The sequence below is a fragment of the Bacillus sp. AFS040349 genome (assembly GCF_002577655.1).
Lineage (GTDB): Bacteria > Bacillota > Bacilli > Bacillales > Bacillaceae > Metabacillus.
On the sequence record NZ_NUMC01000073.1, the window covers coordinates 1 to 18,551 of the forward strand.

Below are 18,551 nucleotides of genomic sequence, written 5' to 3' on the forward strand. Positions count from 1 at the left end.
CAGATTTTCAGTGGCCTCCATTTAAAGATCGGTTTTTTTTAATGTTCCTCTATTTGATCTAACTGTTTTTTAAAATGTAAGGACTTTTTAAAACATAGGAATGATCCAATTAAAAACAATACAGTTGTAACCATTAGGACAGTGTCATAAAGTTCTTGTTTTCCTTCGTCAGGAAGTACAACGCCAATATATAAGAAAACACTAACGGCCAATAGAATAAAGGCATAATGCTTAAAATCCATCATAAGTGCTTGTAGCTTTTTCTTAGTCATTTCATCACCTACTAAAAGTGTTATACAAACACAATAACACAGACTAGTAGACTATGAATCAAGTAAATAAATCCAAATGAGGGAACCTATAAAAAAGTCGATCATGAACGAATATTCATGATCGACTTCTTTAAATGGACTCAACAATTTTTAAGACTAAATTAGCTGAGTGCTTAGCAGCTTGACCTAAAAATTGATCAAAAGAGATATTAGATTCTTTACCCGCAATATCAGATAGTGCTCTTATCACAACAAAAGATACTTCAAATTGATGACATACCTGAGCAATCGCGGCAGCTTCCATTTCACCGGCATAAAGATTTTGAAATTTACTGCGGATAAACTCAACTTTTTCTGGATCACTTAAGAAAGAGTCTCCTGTTACAATTAATCCCTTTGCTACCTGAATGTCTGTTATTTCTTCAGCTTTCTTAGCTGCAATTTCGACTAGCTTAGCATCTGGTGTATATGCTGCTGGTAGGCCTGGTACTTGTCCATACTCATAACCAAATGCTGTAACATCAACATCATTATGTCGAACCTCAGTAGAAATAACAACATCTCCTACATTTAAAGAAGAATGAAACCCTCCTGCAGATCCAGTATTAATAACGTAATCAGGTTGATATCGATCCAAAAGCAAGGTTGTACTTAATGCTGCGTTTACTTTACCAATACCAGACTTTAAAAGAATAACCTCTATCCCTTTGTAAAGCCCCTTTGTAAATTCACTTCCCGCTATCACTTGTTGCTCTTTGTTATCCAGTTTATCTCTGAGGATGGTAACCTCTTCTTCCATCGCTCCAATAATCGCAATTTTCATCTCATTTCATTCCTTCCTTATGTATCTATAAACATTATTCTATGTAGTTATGCAGTCTCCTAATAGAGTTTACCCATTTCGGGTCCTTAAAGCAAGGTAAAACAGATATCAAGCTTCAACATTATGGTGTTAAAGCTGTTCTTTTGGTACTATTTATGATAGATAAAATCAACTAGTTTTGAGGTGTGTAATAATGAATTTACAATTAGATTTACTTAAAGATAAGATCGAGTTTTTTGAGGCACAAACGATAAAAGACCTTGAGAAGAAAATAAATGAACAAATTGTTCATAACCAAGCTATTTTATTACATGTTCACTCTGTATCACATCAGATGCACGTGAACGAGGAAGGGAAAAAATTTTATAGTGCTGTTGTTCATTTTAAAGCAAACTTTTAACAATAAAAAAAGATGTTTGTACGGTTACAATTAACCGTATAAACATCCTTTTGATTATTGTAATTTTTCTATTTTTGTAGGCATCCAGCCTTCATTCTCAACCCATGTAATATACACTTTATATTTTACAGATTGATCTTTTGGTGAAATTGTTCCTGCTGCATCATTTGGTCCACCATTATTACCAAGATACCAAATAATCATATCTGATTCAGGAATACCTGTTGCATAGCTCAAAGCCTTTGTCATCTCATTCCAATCCTGTGAACCCTTAGTATAGTTTGCTGAATGCGGCTCTGATTGAGAAGTTCCAATTGGTTCCCACCCAGAACTTTCAATTGTTTCAGCAATACCAGATTCTGGATCACCCTCGGTAATGGTTGCTTCATCAAATGAATCTTCAACTTCTGATTCAGTTTCTTCCTTCTGATCCATGTCTTCATCAGTATCTTCCTGTTTAGCTTCTTCGCTGCCATCTTCGGTGTTTTTATCTGAATTCTCTTTTTGATTTTCTTCCTTATCGGTATCAGGGTTTTCCTCTTCAGCTTTATTTTCTTCACTTGCCACTTGTATATCTGGTTGTTCATTGTATTTAGCTGTTTTTTCAGATTGGTTTGCACCCAAGATAAGTTGTGAGCCAATAACAAAAATAAGGACTAATACAATACCAATTAATGTGTTTAGTACTATATTCGTTTTTCTTTTCTTATCTCTTTTTTCATAACGAGAGCTGTTTAAATGTTGATTACTCAATGCCCTACACTCCTTTATCCCTCAAACCTTCAGTCTTTATTCTAGCATTAGTACTATTTTCTATCTAGTCGTATCATAAAGCTTAATCCCAAGGATTTCCACTCCTAAATTAGTTTTTTCGTTCGTCAATTTTAGACATCTCTTCTACAACATCATAAAATGCTGCATTTGTACCGGCCTCAGCACTTGTTGTATCCATTTCAACTACGACCAGTGCATATCTAGGATTAGAAGATGGAAAGTACCCCGCAAACCATTTGTTGTATAATGTATGACCATTCTCATCTTTTTTCCCTGTTTGTGCTGTCCCTGATTTACCTGATACCTCAAAAGAAGAAGTTTGAAACCTTCTACCTGTCCCCTCAGGGTCTGTGACGACTAATCGAAGAAGTTTTTGTAGCTTGGATGCAGTAATTGGTGAAAGTTCTTCTCCTCCTAAAGAATTAGACGTAAATGAGAACATATTTGTTCCATTTTTATATAATATATTTTTTACGATTTTTATTTGTTCTTTTTGACCGCCTCTTGCGATAGTTGCCATCATATTTGCAATAGCAAGCGGTGTAATTTTTACATTCTTTTGACCAATAGCCGTTTGATCAATAGCTTTTGCTACACTTTTATCTTTTTCATCTCCCCAAATATTACCTGTTTTTTCATCAGGCAGCTGTTTAAAATTTTCATAATGGAATACTTCACCACTCCAGCCAACTGGCCCGATTAATCCTAATTTATCCGCAGTATTATCAATTACATTTTTATCTTTTTCCATTAATTCCTCTGCTAAAGTTGTAAAAGTATAATTACAGCTTTTTGCGAAGCTTCTTTCAAAAGAAAGTTGTCCATCATCCTGACCACCATCATCTTCTCCGTATAAATTTAAACTACAATTAAATTGTCTTGTAGCATCATCTAAACCATATTCAATTGCTGCTGCAGAAATGACAGTTTTAAATACTGAACCAGGAAAAAGAGGCTGTAACATATAATTTGTTAACGTACTTGATTCAGAACGACTTAACGTTGGCCTACTTACCATTGACAAGATCTCATTATTTTCAATGTCCAGTAAAACAAGTCCACCTTTTTCAACTTTTTGTTTATCTAATACTTTTTCCGCCATCTCCTGTATATTTTTATCGATTGTCGTTTGAACGGTTACAGGATAAAAAGGATTTGAATCAGCAATGTATTTTACATTAATTCCAAATAAAGGATGACCGTCTCCATCAACATGGTATAGAAGTTTTGTTTCTGCATCCGGCAATAAGAATTCATCAAATGCCTTTTCAAGTCCTGTTACACCAATTTTTGTTTTATAAGATAAGTCAGTACGATCTGGATACTTTTCCCTCAAGCGTTCAGCGTTTTCACCGGTAATTCCGATTATATGTTCACCTAATGATTCGTCTAAGAGAGTTTGTCGATAAATCCCAAATACTCCAGGTATCTCAAGTTTATTTATTTTTTCTAATTCTGCTTTTGTTAATCTAAGTCCATCGTCTTTAGAAAGAACAACTGGCTCTTTTGTATCTAAAACTAGTCCCTTTAGTTCATTGCTTGAGATGTTAACAATTTTAGACAATTCCTCTGCAGGCCATGAAATTTCTTTTAAAAAGGGAAATAATACAAGCGAAGGTTCTGCGTGTTTTTGAATTGATTCTCCATTTCGATCCACGAAACGACCTCTACCGTCATCAATAACAACTTCCTGTGTTCTTTGATTCACACTTTCCTGAACAAGATTTACTCCTTTTTTCGAAAATGATTCTGTGTGAATTAATTGGATATCCGCTAACCTGTATAAAGTAGCACATAGCATTAATATAAAGAAAATACCTACAACAAGCATTCTTCTATTTGGATTCATAAAAACCTCCTGCAGGTGTTTATAGATCCCATTTATAACGGTATATGCACCATTAAATAAAAAACACCTCGTCTCCATTTTGGACGAGGTGTTTCGTATATAAACCTTTTATTAGCTAATGTTCACAATTTTAACAAGCATTTCTCCGCCTGGTGTTTGAACAGTTACTTCATCATCAACCTTTTTACCTAATAAACTTTTGGCAATTGGAGAATCGTTTGAAATTTTACCTTCAAAAGGATCAGCTTCAGCACTACCAACTATTGTATATGTTTCTTCCTCACCGTCTGGAAGCTCTGTAAATGTAACAGTTCGCCCTAATGAAACGGAGCTTGTATCTGCTTCACCTTCGATGATTTTTGCATTTCGGATCATATTTTCTAATGTTGTAATACGACCTTCAACAAATGCTTGTTCTTCTTTTGCAGAATCATACTCAGAGTTCTCAGATAGATCTCCAAAGCTTCGCGCAATTTTAATTCTTTCTACTACTTCTTTTCGCTTAACCGTTTTCAAATATTCAAGCTCTTGCTCAAGCTTATCTTTACCTTCCTGAGTCATAGGAAAAACTTTTTCTTGTGCCATGTTTGTTCCACTCCTTCTAGTAGACTTCCCCGTCGTACTGAATCATTCATGCTTGTTACTTTCTTTATCTTTAATGAAAATAAATATGTAAAGCTAAGGCAGCTGATTGCCTTAAGTAAGAAAGATGTTGAAGCATAATTTCGTTTTATCTATCAGGCATCGTATTCACTTGATAGTATGTAAAAAAGCAAGGGCAACAATGTGTGCCCTTCACCTATCAAATCCTCACATAAAAAAAGAAAATGATTACCTATACATAATATGATCACAGTAGACTTTATCTATGCTATGTTATTACAAAATTGCATTTAGTTCAAGAATTGTTTGAATTTTTGTTACCATTAAGTCAATTGCAACCATATTTTGTCCACCCTCAGGGATGATAATATCTGCATATCTTTTCGTAGGTTCAATGAATTGATTATGCATAGGCCTTACAACAGAAATATATTGTTCAATAACTGAGTCAATAGAACGCCCACGCTCCTTAATATCACGTAAAATACGTCGAATAATTCTAAGGTCTGCGTCTGTATCGACGAAAAGCTTAATATCCATTAAATCACGTAAACGTTCATCCTCCAGGATAAGGATTCCTTCTAAGATGATAACATCCTTTGGCTCTACTACAATAACATCTTCAGATCTTGTATGCAATTTATAGTCATAAACCGGTTTTTCAATGGCTTCATGATGTAGTAACATGTTTAAATGCTCAATCAATAAATCATTATCAAAAGCAAAGGGATGATCATAGTTTGTATTTAACCTTTGTTCAAAGGGTAAATGACTTTGATCTTTATAATAGAAATCTTGTTCAAGCATTAAAATTGAGTGTCCTTTAAAATGTTCGTAGATTGCTTTAGTTACGCTCGTCTTACCAGAGCCCGAGCCTCCAGCAACCCCAATGACAACCGGTTTTTTTGCCATTTGTATTAGAACCCCTTTCGCATCATGTTGTTTCTAAAGACTGGTTTATCCACTTTGAATCTTACAATTTGTAGTGGATGACGGGCTGCATCAAGCTCTTTACCATCTTCATCCCAAATCTTCTCAATTGTTTGTGTAAAGTTTTCAATTTCCGGACCGAAGAATTCAACTGTTTCACCAGGCTTAAAATGATTACGCTGCTGAAGTGTAACCATTTGCGTTTCATTGTCATAATCCATTACAAGTCCTGCAAAATCATATTCCGTTTTTTTGCTGTGGTTACCAAACATCTGTTGTTGAAAACCTGGAACGCCTTCAAAGAAAGCAGAAGCAGTTTCGCGATTTGCACATTTGTCCAGCTCTTTTAGCCATTCCGGGTTGATTTTAAAGTTATCAGGATCTGCACAGTATGCATCAATCACTTTGCGATAAACGCTGACTACTGTAGCTACATAGTGAATAGACTTCATCCGACCTTCAATTTTCAGGCTATCAATTCCTAGCTCTATCATCTTAGGAATTGACTCAATTAAGTTTAAATCTTTTGGACTCATGGCAAAATGTGCATCTTTTTCTTCAAATAAAGCTACTTCCTCATTATCTTTCAACTTAAAGAGATCATAATCCCAACGACAAGATTGACAACAACCACCACGATTTGAGTCACGAGCAGTCATATGATTACTTAAAGTACAACGACCTGAATAGGCAATACACATCGCACCATGGATAAACGCTTCGATTTCAATATCAACCTTTTCTTTCATTTCCTTAATTTCTTCTGCACTAGTCTCACGAGCTAATACAACACGCTCGAGTCCTTCTTCTTTCCAAAACTGAACTGCTTTCCAGTTTGAAAGAGATTGCTGAGTACTTAAATGTACCTCAAGCTTCGGCGCAACCCGACGACATGTTTCGATAATTAATGGATCAGCTACAATGATTCCTGTTACACCTGCATCTTGAAGTCCCATTAAATATTCATCAAGACCGTCAATGTTTTCATTATGTGCAAATATGTTTGTGGTTACATAGATTTTAGCACCATACTTATTGGCAAACTGTACACCCTCTGCCATTTCCTCTAAGGAGAAATTACCTGCATTTGAGCGTAAACCATACTCTTGTCCACCAATAAAAACCGCATCTGCACCATAATGAACAGCGATTTTTAATTTTTCTAAATTACCAGCAGGTGCTAATAATTCTGGTTTTTTCGTAATGACTCGTTTTCCATCAACGATTTCTGAAATTTTATCAATAACTGCAGTCAATTTTTTCACTCCTTTGTTCATTTATAAAAAGATTAATACACTGTTTCTTTAAAGAAAAATCCTGTATCTAAAGGACGGTTTTTCGCCTGTAATTCTTCTATTTCTTCTAATAACGTATCTTTTACCTCTTCATATTCAGCATTATTCTCAACACAAAGATCAATTGCTTTTCGGTATTTTTTTGTTACTTCAATAATATATTCAGGGGTTTGAAGAACTCCATCAATCTTAAATGAGTCCACACCTGCATCAATCATTTCTCCGAGCTCATCAATAATACACATATCATTTGGACTCATAATATGTGTGCCATTCACGTCTTCAAAAATCGGATATTTATTATCTCGTTCTGGATCAAATAGGAACATTGATTCGTTCTGATCACGTTTTTCTATCTTCAATGCTTTACCTTGGTATTCAAAATAATTTCCTAAAAGATTTCGTTTAGATTGGAACATACAGGTCATGCCATGAACTTGTACTTCAATCTCAACTTCTGCATTGTCTTTTATTTCCACAATAGCATCCATACTTAATTCTCTTGCAAGTACAGCGCGTTTTGCACCCTTTTTTCCCCAATAATTACATGTATACCAGTTAGTTGCTGTTGTTTCCGTATTCCAATGGAGCTTTAACTCTGGAGCAACCTCTTTAGCAGCCATTAACACAGCCGGATCACCGAAAATAACAGCGTCTGGCTTGATTTCATTTAGAAAAGATAAATATTTTTCAACCTCTTCTATTGTTTCATTATGAAAAACTGCATTCATTGCAACGTACACTTTTTTATTATGTTTATGAGCAATATTAATTGTTTCTCTCACTTGGTCTTGTGAGAATTCACCTGCAAGTCGAAGACCAAACTTTTGTTCACCAATAACAAATGCATCTGCACCGGCATGAATTAAAGGGAGAATATCTTCTACTTGTTTTGGTGTTACTAATAATTCTGGTTTCTTCATTTTCCAACCACCTCGTTACCTTTCATTTTCTTCTAGTAACAGCAATTCCGTCTCCAACTGGAATGAACGTTGTTTCATAGCCTTCTAACGTAGACAACATCTTGTTATACTCATCTAATTTTCTAACAAGTGTACGTTGTCTTCTTGTGCTCAGTTCTGTACGATCTCTTGCAACGGTTCCTTTAAATAATACATTATCCGTATAAATCATCCCTGTTTTTGACAGCATTGGTTCATATAAATCATAAAACTTCTTATATTTAGCTTTTGTAGCATCTATAAACATAGCATCGAATGGACCATGTTTCTCTATTTCATCAGCTAGTGTTAAGGCATCTCCAAGATAGGTGATAATCCGATTCTCTAGTCCAAGATGTTTAATATTTTGTTGAGCTACTTCAAAGCGTTCTTCATCCATTTCAACACTAATAATCTGTGTTTGTGGCAATTGAAGTGCCATACGGATAGCTGAATACCCGATAGCTGTTCCAATTTCAAAAATTTTTGTTGGCTTTTGCATAGATAAAAGCAACAAAAGTACTTCTATACCTATCTTCTCCATTATCGGAACTTCATGCTCTTGTGCATACTGTTCTATTTCTTTAACAAATTGTGGACTTTCTGGAATTAAGTTCTCCACATACATGATCACGTCATTAGGTAACATGTGGCCCTCCTGCAGATTTAAAGCGCCAACTGAAAACTTGAGGAAGATCAAACCATACCTGCAAGAGTCATATAGCGCTAATGTAAACTAGAGATGATATCAAATCACGAAAAGAAGAGCCCCATACATGAGAACTCTTGTTTTAGCGTTTATAATATTTTCGTTTCAATTAACAACTCGATATATTTTACCACAATAAGAAAGGGAAAGCGAATAGTTAATTCACGATCCCTTTCATTTCCTCTACTGATTTGTAATGTGCTTATTTTTTTCTTTGTTATGCTCATCTAAAGTTTTAGTAAAAATGACGTCTCCTTGCTTTGTAGCAAGAAAATATAAGAAGTCTGTATCTTCTGGATTAAGAGCAGCTACAAATGAAACTTCTCCGGCATTTGCAATTGGTCCTGGAGGTAATCCACGATTTTGATAGGTGTTGTAAGGTGAATCAACCTCTAAATCAGCATATAATACACGATCTTTATGTTCTCCTAATGCATATAACACAGTCGGATCTGTTTGCAACGGCATTTTTATTTCCATTCGATTATAAAATACACTTGATATTTTTTCACGATCAGCTTTTTCTGTTGCCTCTTCTTCAATTAATGAAGCCATTGTAACTAATCTGTGCACACTCATATTTTTTTCCTGTAATTGCGGAATATATTTTGCTACTACTTCACTCATTTTTTGTACCATTGGTTCAAGAACTTCTTCTAATGTTGGTTTTTCTGTATAGTATGGGTAAGTTGCAGGAAATAAATATCCTTCCAAAGCATACTTTATATTCTCTTGATAAATATCATCTGTTAATAAGTCTGGATATTTTGCCTTCATTGAATCAATAAAAGCCTTGTCCGTTAGAGTAGCTAAAACCTCTTTTTCTGTATAAGGTGTATTATTTGCAATAATAGAGGCAATCTCTGTAAGTTGTCTTCCTTCAGATATGGTAATTTGAAAAACAGCTTCATCCATGACTTTTCCTTTTTTAAGTATTGAAATAATATCTGTAATTGTCATTGATTTTGCCAGCTGATAGTCACCAGCCTGAAAACCTGATTCATTTTTAAATTTTATATAATATTTAAAGACTCGATCATCTTTAATAATGCCGCTCTCTTCTAATATTTTTGAAATACTAGAAACAGACGATCCAATCGGTATAGTAACATCAATTGCTGTTTGATCATTAGGATCTATAGGCTGTAATGAAGACTTAATATATAAATATCCGCCACCGATTATCCCTGAAAAAACAATTAGAAGAACGATGAATACTGTTAAAACAATCTTTCTTACAACCTTCGCTTCACTTTGTTTTTCCAGTAACTTTTCGCGGAATGTATCTTTTTTCGAATCATCAGACATGTTGTATCCCCCTCTCATCCCAATTATTATACTACAATGTTCATGATGTTTCGGCAATTTTTTTAAGACAAGGAGAAAATTCATAGTATTAGCACAATGATCCGAAAAAAACACAAAGAAAAAGGGACAAAAGAATGATTCTTTTGTCCCTAACATTTTATTCTTCCTCTTCTTCATCCAGAAACGTATTTAACATTTCTTCAATTAAGTCCCACTCTTCGTCAGTTTCGATTGGTTCTAGTTCACCATCTTCTCCATCCGCATGGGGATTAAAGCTTGATGCATGAATCTCAATCTCTTCGCTGTCATCTTCATCAGCGCCTACTGGATAATATAGTACATAGGATTTTTTGAATTCTTCTGATTCAAACGTAAATAATACCTCGCAAAGTTGTTCATTTCCATTTTCATCAATTACTGTAATTTGTTTTTCACCGTGATCCATTTATTCACCTCATAGTATTGTTTGTTAATTTAGACTATCTAAGTAGCCTTGTAAAATCATAACAGCAGCCATTTTATCAATAACTTGTTTCCTTTTCTTACGACTAACGTCTGCAGAAATGAGCATTCTTTCAGCAGCCATTGTTGTTAATCGTTCATCCCAAAGTACGACTGGAAGACCAAATTTCTTTGTCAAAATATCAGCAAATCGCTGACTTGCTTCAGCTCTTGGTCCTATTGTCCCGTTCATATTTTTGGGCATTCCTAGAACAATCTTTTCTACATTATGCTGCTCAATGATTTCAGTAAGTCGTCCTAATTGATAGTCTCGACTTTCCTCATTTATTTTAATCGTCTCAATTCCCTGGGCTGTCCACCCTAGCTCATCACTTACAGCCACTCCAAGTGTTTTTGAGCCTAAATCTAATCCTAAAATTCGCATATTATGCCTCTCGGTTTTTTTGTAAGTAAGATTTTACTAGCTCCTCAATTAATTCATCTCGCTCAAGTTTGCGAATTAAATTCCGTGCGTCGCGATGACGGGGAATATAGGCAGGATCACCCGAAAGTAAATATCCAACAATTTGATTAATTGGATTATAGCCTTTTTCTTGTAACGCATCGTACACAGTATAAAGAACTTCATTTACATTGGTTTCGACCGTTTCATCAGAAAAATTAAATTTCATTGTTTTATCAAATGAACTCACCGTTCGCACCTCTTTCTCAGATTCATAATCGGAATCTGCTTGTCCAATCTTACCTACATTTTACACTACTTTTCTTAATTATAAAACGGATTCAACCCATTCATCGACAAGTTTTAGCGCTTCTTCCAGTTTTTCTGGTTGTTTTGCACCTGCTTGTGCCATGTCAGGGCGTCCGCCGCCTTTTCCACCACAACGTTCCGCTACTTCTTTGATTAATTTACCAGCATGATATCCTTTATCAACTAAATCCTTTGTAACACCCGCAATCAGATTTACTTTTCCATCTTCAGCTGCTCCGAGAACTACAATAGCTGATTGGAGCTTATTTTTCAAGTCATCCATCATGCCACGCAGGCTGTTCATGTCTTTTGCATTAACTTTTGCAGCTAAAACTGTTATTCCATTTATCGTTTTAGCTTGATCGACGATGCTGCCAGCCTCTAGATTTCCAAGCTTAGTTGTTAATGATTCATTTTCGCGTTGAAGTGCACGGTAATCTTGTAATAAACCACTGATTCTTGAAACAATTTCTTTTGGATTTGCTTTTAGTAGCTCAGCAGCCTCTTTTAATTTCTCATATTGCTCATTCATATATTGATATGCTGCTTTTCCTGTAACAGCTTCAATACGTCTTGTTCCAGCGCCAATACCTGTTTCTGTTACAATTTTGAATAGTCCAATTGAAGATGTATTATCAACATGACATCCTCCACATAGCTCTAAGCTGTAGTCTCCAACTTGAACAACACGAACAATATCTCCGTACTTCTCACCGAATAGTGCCATTGCTCCCATTTCTTTTGCTTCATTTAAAGATTTAAAATCAATATTTACAGCAATACTTTTCCAGATTTGCTCATTTACAATCTGCTCAATTCGTGACAGCTCTTCTTGGCTCACTTGACCAAAATGTGAGAAGTCAAATCGAAGACGATCAACTGTTACTAAAGAACCTGCCTGATTTACATGAGTACCAAGTACATCTTTAAGTGCTTGATGTAATAAATGTGTTGCTGTGTGATTTTTTACAATACCAGTACGATTTTCTTTAGCTACTGAGGCTGTAAATGTATCTCCAGTTTGAAGAGTACCACTTTCTACAATGACATTATGAAGGTTCTGGCCATTAGGAGCTTTTTGAACATCTTTCACTTTGATCATTGCTTTATCACTTGTCAGCGTTCCTTCATCAGCAATTTGTCCGCCACTCTCAGCATAAAATGGTGTTTTATTAAGGATTATTTGCACTTCTTCACCTTCGTGTGCTTCTTGAACAACTTCACCGTTTTTCACAATCACAACAGCTTCTGAATTGTTAACAATTAGCTGATTGTATCCAACAAATTCACTTTCCGTTTTAATTTCTCCAAGCATGCCACCTTGAACCTGCATAGAATCAACCTTTTGCATAGCTGCACGAGCACGTTCGCGTTGTCTGCTCATTTCTTCTTCAAAGCCCTCATGATCAACTTTCATGCCTTCTTCTTCAGCATATTCCTCTGTTAACTCAACAGGGAATCCATACGTATCATAAAGACGGAAAACATCTTCTCCTGGAATTTCATCATTTCCTTTTTCTTTTTGCGTTTTGATTACTTCACTAAGGATGGCTAACCCTTCATTTAATGTTTCATGGAAACGCTCTTCCTCGTTTTTGATAACTTTTTGAATGAACTCTGTTTTTGTTTTTACTTCTGGATAAAAATCAACCATAATTTCAGCAACAACTGGAACAAGCTCGTACATGAATGGACGGTTTATATTAATTTGCTTGGCATAACGTACTGCTCTTCTTAATAGGCGTCGCAATACATATCCACGACCTTCATTAGAAGGGAGAGCACCATCACTTATCGCAAAGCTTACTGTACGAACATGGTCAGCAATAACTTTAAATGAAACATCTTTTTCTTTATCTTTACGATACTGTTCACCTGAAATTTGCTCAGTTGCTTTAATAATTGGAATAAATAAATCTGTATCAAAGTTTGTTTGAACATTTTGAATAACGGAGACCATACGCTCAAGTCCCATTCCTGTATCAATGTTTTTCTTAGGAAGTGGTGTATATGTACCATCAGGGTTGTGGTTAAATTGTGAGAATACCAAGTTCCATACTTCAAGATAACGTTCATTTTCTCCACCAGGATATAACTCTGGATCTTCAGAGTCATTTCCGTAATCTTCACCACGATCATAAAAGATCTCTGTATTCGGTCCACTAGGCCCTTCACCAATATCCCAGAAGTTCCCTTCTAAACGAATGATACGCTCTTCAGGAACACCAATTTTATCCTTCCAAATATCAAATGCTTCGTTGTCCTCAGGGTGAATTGTAACGGATAATTTTTCAGGATCAAAACCAATCCATTTTTCATCTGTTAAGAATTCCCATGCCCATTCAATTGCTTCTACCTTAAAGTAATCCCCAATTGAAAAGTTTCCAAGCATCTCAAAAAATGTATGATGTCTAGCAGTTTTTCCTACGTTTTCAATATCATTTGTTCGAATTGATTTTTGTGCGTTACAAATTCTAGGATTTGCTGGTATTACACGACCATCAAAGTATTTTTTTAATGTCGCAACACCACTGTTAATCCAAAGTAATGTTGGGTCTTCATGTGGAACTAGAGATGCACTAGGTTCCACTGCATGTCCTTTTTCTTTGAAGAAATCTAAAAACATTTGACGTACTTCTGCAGATTGTAAGTGTTTCATATGTATCCTCCTTAAAATTCGGTTTTTATTTGCGAAATTTCTTAACACAAAAAACTCTCGTCTCTGTGTAAAGAATCACCTCTTTGCACAGGGACGAGAGTTAGCTCGCGGTACCACCCTGATTATGGACATAAAAAAGTCCATCACTCTAAAAACCGTAACGTGGTTTTGACGGCAGGTTTTTCTGCACTTAGGAATAGCTTTCAGCTGTCCTTACTTTAGAATTTCTTTCAGCCAGGGAAATTCCTCTCTTTAAAGCGGTCACAACATACTTTTTTCCTTCATTGTTTTTTCATTATTGTACTATCGAGAATTATAGACAAGCGTTATTCAAATGTCAATGTTGTCGTCTAAATTGTGCCAAGTGAACAATAACAACCCTTAAAATGACTACAATAGGCACAGCTAGCATTAATCCTACAACACCAGCTATTTCTCCACCAGCCAATAACGCTAACATAATGACGATTGGATGCATATGAAGGCTTTTCCCCACTATTAAGGGCCCTAGAATATTTCCTTCTATAAATTGCAGCGCAAAGATAATGATCACTACAATAATGAGTGTTTTTGTTGACATTGTAGCAGCAATAATTAAAGCTGGTACCGCTCCAATCACTGGTCCAAAATAAGGAATGATATTTGTCACACCAATTAATAAACCAAGTATTAATGGATATTTCACATGAAAAAACCAAAGAGATAAAAATGCAACTGTTCCAATGATCAAACAAACAAACAGCTGACCACGAATATAGCTTCCTAATGAATGATCTATATCCTTTAGAAATTGAATCGCTTCATTTCTCCATCTTCGCGGGGTAAGATACCAACCAGCTTTTTTTATTTGATCATAATCTTTCAACATATAAAAAACTAAAAACGGGATGATCGCTAGAAGAAGCACATAATCAAATAAGCTCCTTAGACTATTGATCACTCTTTCGATTGTTAATGCAAGCCACTCTTCTGTTTGCTCAAACATCCGTTCAATTCGATCATGTATTCCATCTGGCCAACTGTCTGTTTGATCATGAATTGAATCAATCCATCTGTTATAAGTTGCTTGGAACTGGGGAAAGTTTTCAGATAAATCCCGTAATTGATTAACCAATACAGGTACACCTTTATAAAAACCGTATCCTAGTAAACCAAAAAATAATAAATAAATGATTAAAATTGAAATAGGTCTCGGCATCCCCGTTCGATGTAGTTTTTCAATAACCGGATGCAGTAAATATGTTATAAATGCACTAATAAGAAAAGGGATAAAAATGGCTTTAAACATTAGAAAAAAAGGAGCCCAAATAGAATATAGCTTAAAAAACACAAATACTGTTAACAAGCCTAATAATAAAATGGTAATTCTCAACAACCATTTTATTTGATTGTCTCTCATAGTCACCCTCCTCTTTCTAGTTATTGTGGAGGGTGATTCCGTATTTTATGTACAGAGTTCCATTAAACTTAAAAGAAAAGAGGAGCCGACAAATTCGCCAGCTCCTCTCTTTCATTTAAAACATTTTCATAACACGTTTTCTCATTTTCTTCATAGAACGATTATTCATCATGTTTGTATTACGAGAAAAATGATATGCTGCTGCCCCTACACCCATAGTTATTAATGAGGTTAAAGTTCGATTCAAGACCAATCTCCCCTTTACATGCTTATTGATCGTTCATCTTCAGGAAACAAATCATCAAGTGAGCTTAATGTCCCATCTTCCTCAACTTGATGTGTTAATATTTTTCCCTTTGACACAGAAAGTTCAATAAAGCAACTCCAGCAGTAATATTGATTTACACCGATCTTTCCAAGGTCTTTACTTCTACAATTCGGACATGAAAACAATCTAAGCACACCTCTTTTAATAAAGTTCAATGACGATCGCATCTTTGCTAATCGATAGTGGTTCACCGGAAGCCTTAACCACCTTTTTACCTTCAGCGATGTCAGCAAAAAATCCGTCCGTCAGTTCGTATGCCTCAATTGTGTCCATTTTTTCTGAAAAATATACGTCTTCTAATAATCCAAGCTTTTCCCCTTCTTTAGTGAGAACTGCTTTATTGCAAAGATCATCATAAGTGTTATACATATATTGTTTTTTCATTTCATGTAATGACAGAAGCTTGTCCCTTTCTTCAACCATAACGCCGTTGTCTCCTACTGCATAAATTGATTCAAGAGGAACGAAGCGATTACGCTGAAAAAGGCCCTTGCCGTCCATCATAAGTCCGAATATAAATCCCTTGGAAGATAAGCAAACATTTGTTACATGACCAAGAATGTCTGCACTACTGCTACAATATACTGGAAGTCCCTTTAGCTTCGAAAATGTCCGCAAAGTCATCTCCACCTTTCCGAACATTTTTATATTTCGCCAGCTTCCATAAAGTCATACGGTGTAACGTTTTCCATGCCAATATTTGCATCCTCAAGGGGGAATGGCAATTGTTTTTGTAGTTCGTCAAGTTCTGAATCTTTTATTTGATCCGCTCCAAGCTTTAACATTAAGCTTGTTTGTCTTTCGGAACTTTCATTATTTGAAATTCCCCATTGTAAGGCTTCTAATTCACCACATAAAATAAGAGACCTTTTACTTCTTGTTACTCCTGTATAAATTAAATTTCGTCTTAACATTCGGTAATAGCCTTTAACAATAGGCATAATCACAATTGGAAACTCACTTCCTTGTGATTTATGAATAGAGCAACAAAAGGCATGTGTAAATTGATTAAAATCTTGTTTCGTATACGTTACTTCATTACCATCGAACGAAACTACGATCATATCTTCTTTTTCGGTATTTTCTTTTGCATAAAAAATGGATACAATCTCTCCAATATCTCCATTAAATACGTTGCTATCAGGCTGATTTACGAGCTGAAGCACTTTATCACCATTTCGGTACACAACATCACCGAAATTCAATTCTCTTTTACCAGATGCTTTTGGATTAAAAAGCTCCTGAAGTAATTTATTTAGCTGATCAATACCAGCAGGTCCTCTATACATGGGTGCCAGGATTTGTATATCTTTTGCTGTATATCCCTTTTTCAGTGCACTTTGTATGATTTTACCTATGACTTCTTTCATCTGAGCTTGAGAACACCTAATAAACGAACGATCCGAAGTTGGTGCCGCTATATTTTGTGGAAGTCTACCTTCCTTTATATCGTGGGCAAGTTCAATGATAGAAGATCCCTCTGCCTGACGGTAAATATCTGTCAGACGAACCGTTGGTATCACTTGAGATGCCAATAAATCACGAAGCACTTGACCAGGACCAACTGAAGGAAGCTGATCCTCATCGCCTACCATGATAACCTGAATTTCTTTAGGCAAAGCTTTAAATAATTGGTTAGCAATCCAAATATCAACCATTGAGACTTCATCAATGATCAGAAGTTTGCCTGCAATCGGGTTTTCTTCATCGTGTTCAAACCCATCTGCTCCATTCCATTTTAAAAGACGATGAATCGTAACCGCCGGCATTCCTGTGGCTTCACTCATACGTTTTGCCGCTCTCCCTGTTGGAGCTACAAGTACAATTGGAAAAGTTTCTTCCTTTTTATAATCTTTAGGATCAAGAGAACATCCATGTAAATCTGAATACAATTCTACAATCCCTTTAATAACGGTTGTTTTTCCTGTACCAGGTCCTCCAGTTAGTAGTAACATAGGTGACATTAGCGCCTTCTGAATCGCATCTTTTTGTGTTGGTGCATACTGCACATTCATTCTTTCCTCAAGGTTCCCCAGAGATAATAAAAATTCAGATTCAGGAAATAAATCCTCATATTCTGTTTGATCAAGGATCTTATTAATATTTTTTACCAATCCCTGTTCAGCAAAATAGAGTGATGGAAGGTAAGCACGGTTTTCTTCAACAATCATTTTTCCCTCTTCACCTAGTGCAATGATCTCATTTGCAATATCTGACTCGTGAATGGTTTCTTTTTTAGAGTGATCAAGGAGTTCCTTTGTTTTAACAATTAGCTGCTCCGTTGTAACATAAACATGACCTTCCTGTAGGCAAAGGTGCTCGACATTGTAATGACAAGCTGCTTTAATTCGTTCAGCACTTTTCCCCGATATACCAAGGTGCTCTCCAAGCTCATCCGCACGAACAAAACCAATTCCTTCTACATCCTGTACTAATTGATAAGGATTCTCCTGAATAATGGTTAATGTTTCATCTTGGTAAGTTTGATAAATCTTCATCGCAAGCTGTGGACCAAACCCAAACTGATTTAAGGCAATCATGATTTGCTCAAGACCCTGATGAGAAATTAGTGCATCAACCAATTGTTTTGCCTTATCTTTATTCACCTTAGGAATATCATCCAAAATGGAGGGGTTTTGTAAAATTTTTGAGATAGCGGATTCACCCAATTTTTCAACGATTGCTTCCGCTGTTTTTTTTCCGATACCTTTAAAAAGATCACTTGAAAGATATTGTATAATTCCTTCTTTTGTTTGAGGAATTTCTTTCCGAAAATGCTCGGTTTGAAATTGAAGCCCAAACTTAGGGTGATTTGTAAACGACCCAAAAAAAGTGTAGGTATCATCTTCATGCAGGAGGGGAAAGTAACCAGTAACAGTTATTTCTTTATCTTCTATATCTTCACTCGTTTCATGTACTCTTACTTTTAGCACTGAATAAAGATTTTGTTCATTATGAAAGATAACAACCTTAACTAGTCCTTTGACATAGCGCTCTTTTTCTCCAAATAAATCTGCACTCTCCTGCATTTTTTGCCTCTCCCTTCAG

The 18,551-nt window shown here is 35.6% G+C and carries 20 protein-coding genes and 1 other annotated feature; of the genes, 1 reads left to right on the top strand and 19 read right to left on the bottom strand.

The features are described from left to right. Nucleotides 1–38: 38 nt before the first annotated feature. Nucleotides 39–272 carry a YrhC family protein gene (locus COD11_RS15975; RefSeq protein ID WP_098797905.1) on the bottom strand — a complete coding sequence of 78 codons (234 nt, stop codon included), beginning with the start codon at nucleotides 270–272 and terminating at the stop codon, nucleotides 39–41. Nucleotides 273–402: 130 nt separating this feature from the next. Beyond that, on the bottom strand, nucleotides 403–1,095 hold the full coding sequence (gene mtnN, locus COD11_RS15980; protein ID WP_098797906.1) for a 5'-methylthioadenosine/S-adenosylhomocysteine nucleosidase: 693 nt from the start codon (nucleotides 1,093–1,095) through the stop codon (nucleotides 403–405). Between the two features lie 193 nt (nucleotides 1,096–1,288). On the opposite strand from mtnN, the gene COD11_RS15985 reads away from it, so the two are divergent. Further along, the gene (locus COD11_RS15985; RefSeq protein ID WP_098797907.1) at nucleotides 1,289–1,495 is read left to right on the top strand and encodes a DUF2536 family protein; all 207 of its coding nucleotides are present in this window, start codon (nucleotides 1,289–1,291) and stop codon (nucleotides 1,493–1,495) included. Between the two features lie 54 nt (nucleotides 1,496–1,549). On the opposite strand, the gene COD11_RS15990 is transcribed toward COD11_RS15985, so the two are convergent. From COD11_RS15990 to recD2, 17 genes are all read right to left on the bottom strand, one after another. Further along, on the bottom strand, nucleotides 1,550–2,248 hold the full coding sequence (locus COD11_RS15990) for a YrrS family protein (RefSeq protein ID WP_176551113.1): 699 nt from the start codon (nucleotides 2,246–2,248) through the stop codon (nucleotides 1,550–1,552). A 109-nt stretch (nucleotides 2,249–2,357) separates the two neighbouring features. Then, nucleotides 2,358–4,118, bottom strand: coding sequence for a peptidoglycan D,D-transpeptidase FtsI family protein (locus COD11_RS15995; protein ID WP_098797909.1), 1,761 nt, complete (start codon nucleotides 4,116–4,118; stop codon nucleotides 2,358–2,360). Between the two features lie 111 nt (nucleotides 4,119–4,229). Beyond that, nucleotides 4,230–4,703: a transcription elongation factor GreA gene (greA, locus tag COD11_RS16000; protein WP_098797910.1), complete on the bottom strand. Its 474-nt coding sequence runs from the start codon at nucleotides 4,701–4,703 to the stop codon at nucleotides 4,230–4,232. Nucleotides 4,704–4,997: 294 nt separating this feature from the next. Continuing rightward, a complete protein-coding gene (gene udk, locus COD11_RS16005) occupies nucleotides 4,998–5,633 on the bottom strand; it encodes a uridine kinase (RefSeq protein WP_098797911.1) in 636 nt (211 codons plus the stop codon). Nucleotides 5,634–5,638: 5 nt separating this feature from the next. Next, the gene (locus tag COD11_RS16010) at nucleotides 5,639–6,907 is read right to left on the bottom strand and encodes a peptidase U32 family protein (protein ID WP_141549697.1); all 1,269 of its coding nucleotides are present in this window, start codon (nucleotides 6,905–6,907) and stop codon (nucleotides 5,639–5,641) included. A gap of 32 nt (nucleotides 6,908–6,939) precedes the next feature. Continuing rightward, nucleotides 6,940–7,869, bottom strand: coding sequence for a peptidase U32 family protein (locus COD11_RS16015; protein ID WP_098797913.1), 930 nt, complete (start codon nucleotides 7,867–7,869; stop codon nucleotides 6,940–6,942). Between the two features lie 22 nt (nucleotides 7,870–7,891). Then, entirely contained in the window at nucleotides 7,892–8,536 is a 645-nt protein-coding gene (locus COD11_RS16020; RefSeq protein WP_098797914.1) for an O-methyltransferase, read from the bottom strand. 243 nt (nucleotides 8,537–8,779) lie between these two features. Further along, nucleotides 8,780–9,904, bottom strand: a complete 1,125-nt coding sequence (gene mltG, locus COD11_RS16025) for an endolytic transglycosylase MltG (RefSeq protein ID WP_098797915.1) — start codon at nucleotides 9,902–9,904, stop codon at nucleotides 8,780–8,782. Between the two features lie 157 nt (nucleotides 9,905–10,061). After that, nucleotides 10,062–10,349, bottom strand: coding sequence for a DUF1292 domain-containing protein (locus COD11_RS16030; protein ID WP_098797916.1), 288 nt, complete (start codon nucleotides 10,347–10,349; stop codon nucleotides 10,062–10,064). Between the two features lie 24 nt (nucleotides 10,350–10,373). After that, nucleotides 10,374–10,790 (bottom strand): Holliday junction resolvase RuvX, encoded by a 417-nt coding sequence (gene ruvX, locus COD11_RS16035; protein ID WP_098797917.1) that lies wholly within the window; start codon nucleotides 10,788–10,790, stop codon nucleotides 10,374–10,376. Nucleotide 10,791: 1 nt separating this feature from the next. Beyond that, nucleotides 10,792–11,058, bottom strand: a complete 267-nt coding sequence (locus COD11_RS16040; RefSeq protein WP_026558655.1) for an IreB family regulatory phosphoprotein — start codon at nucleotides 11,056–11,058, stop codon at nucleotides 10,792–10,794. 78 nt (nucleotides 11,059–11,136) lie between these two features. Beyond that, nucleotides 11,137–13,776, bottom strand: coding sequence for an alanine--tRNA ligase (alaS, locus tag COD11_RS16045; RefSeq protein ID WP_098797918.1), 2,640 nt, complete (start codon nucleotides 13,774–13,776; stop codon nucleotides 11,137–11,139). An 86-nt stretch (nucleotides 13,777–13,862) separates the two neighbouring features. Further along, nucleotides 13,863–14,070: a binding site (T-box leader), on the bottom strand. A gap of 43 nt (nucleotides 14,071–14,113) precedes the next feature. After that, on the bottom strand, nucleotides 14,114–15,175 hold the full coding sequence (locus COD11_RS16050) for an AI-2E family transporter (RefSeq protein ID WP_098797919.1): 1,062 nt from the start codon (nucleotides 15,173–15,175) through the stop codon (nucleotides 14,114–14,116). 115 nt (nucleotides 15,176–15,290) lie between these two features. Next, a complete protein-coding gene (locus tag COD11_RS16055; protein ID WP_098797920.1) occupies nucleotides 15,291–15,422 on the bottom strand; it encodes a YrzQ family protein in 132 nt (43 codons plus the stop codon). 14 nt (nucleotides 15,423–15,436) lie between these two features. After that, nucleotides 15,437–15,628: a hypothetical protein gene (locus COD11_RS16060; RefSeq protein ID WP_098797937.1), complete on the bottom strand. Its 192-nt coding sequence runs from the start codon at nucleotides 15,626–15,628 to the stop codon at nucleotides 15,437–15,439. A gap of 16 nt (nucleotides 15,629–15,644) precedes the next feature. Beyond that, nucleotides 15,645–16,121: a PRC-barrel domain-containing protein gene (locus tag COD11_RS16065; RefSeq protein ID WP_098797921.1), complete on the bottom strand. Its 477-nt coding sequence runs from the start codon at nucleotides 16,119–16,121 to the stop codon at nucleotides 15,645–15,647. A gap of 26 nt (nucleotides 16,122–16,147) precedes the next feature. Beyond that, nucleotides 16,148–18,532, bottom strand: coding sequence for an SF1B family DNA helicase RecD2 (gene recD2 / locus COD11_RS16070; protein WP_098797922.1), 2,385 nt, complete (start codon nucleotides 18,530–18,532; stop codon nucleotides 16,148–16,150). Between the last annotated feature and the right edge of the window lie 19 nt (nucleotides 18,533–18,551).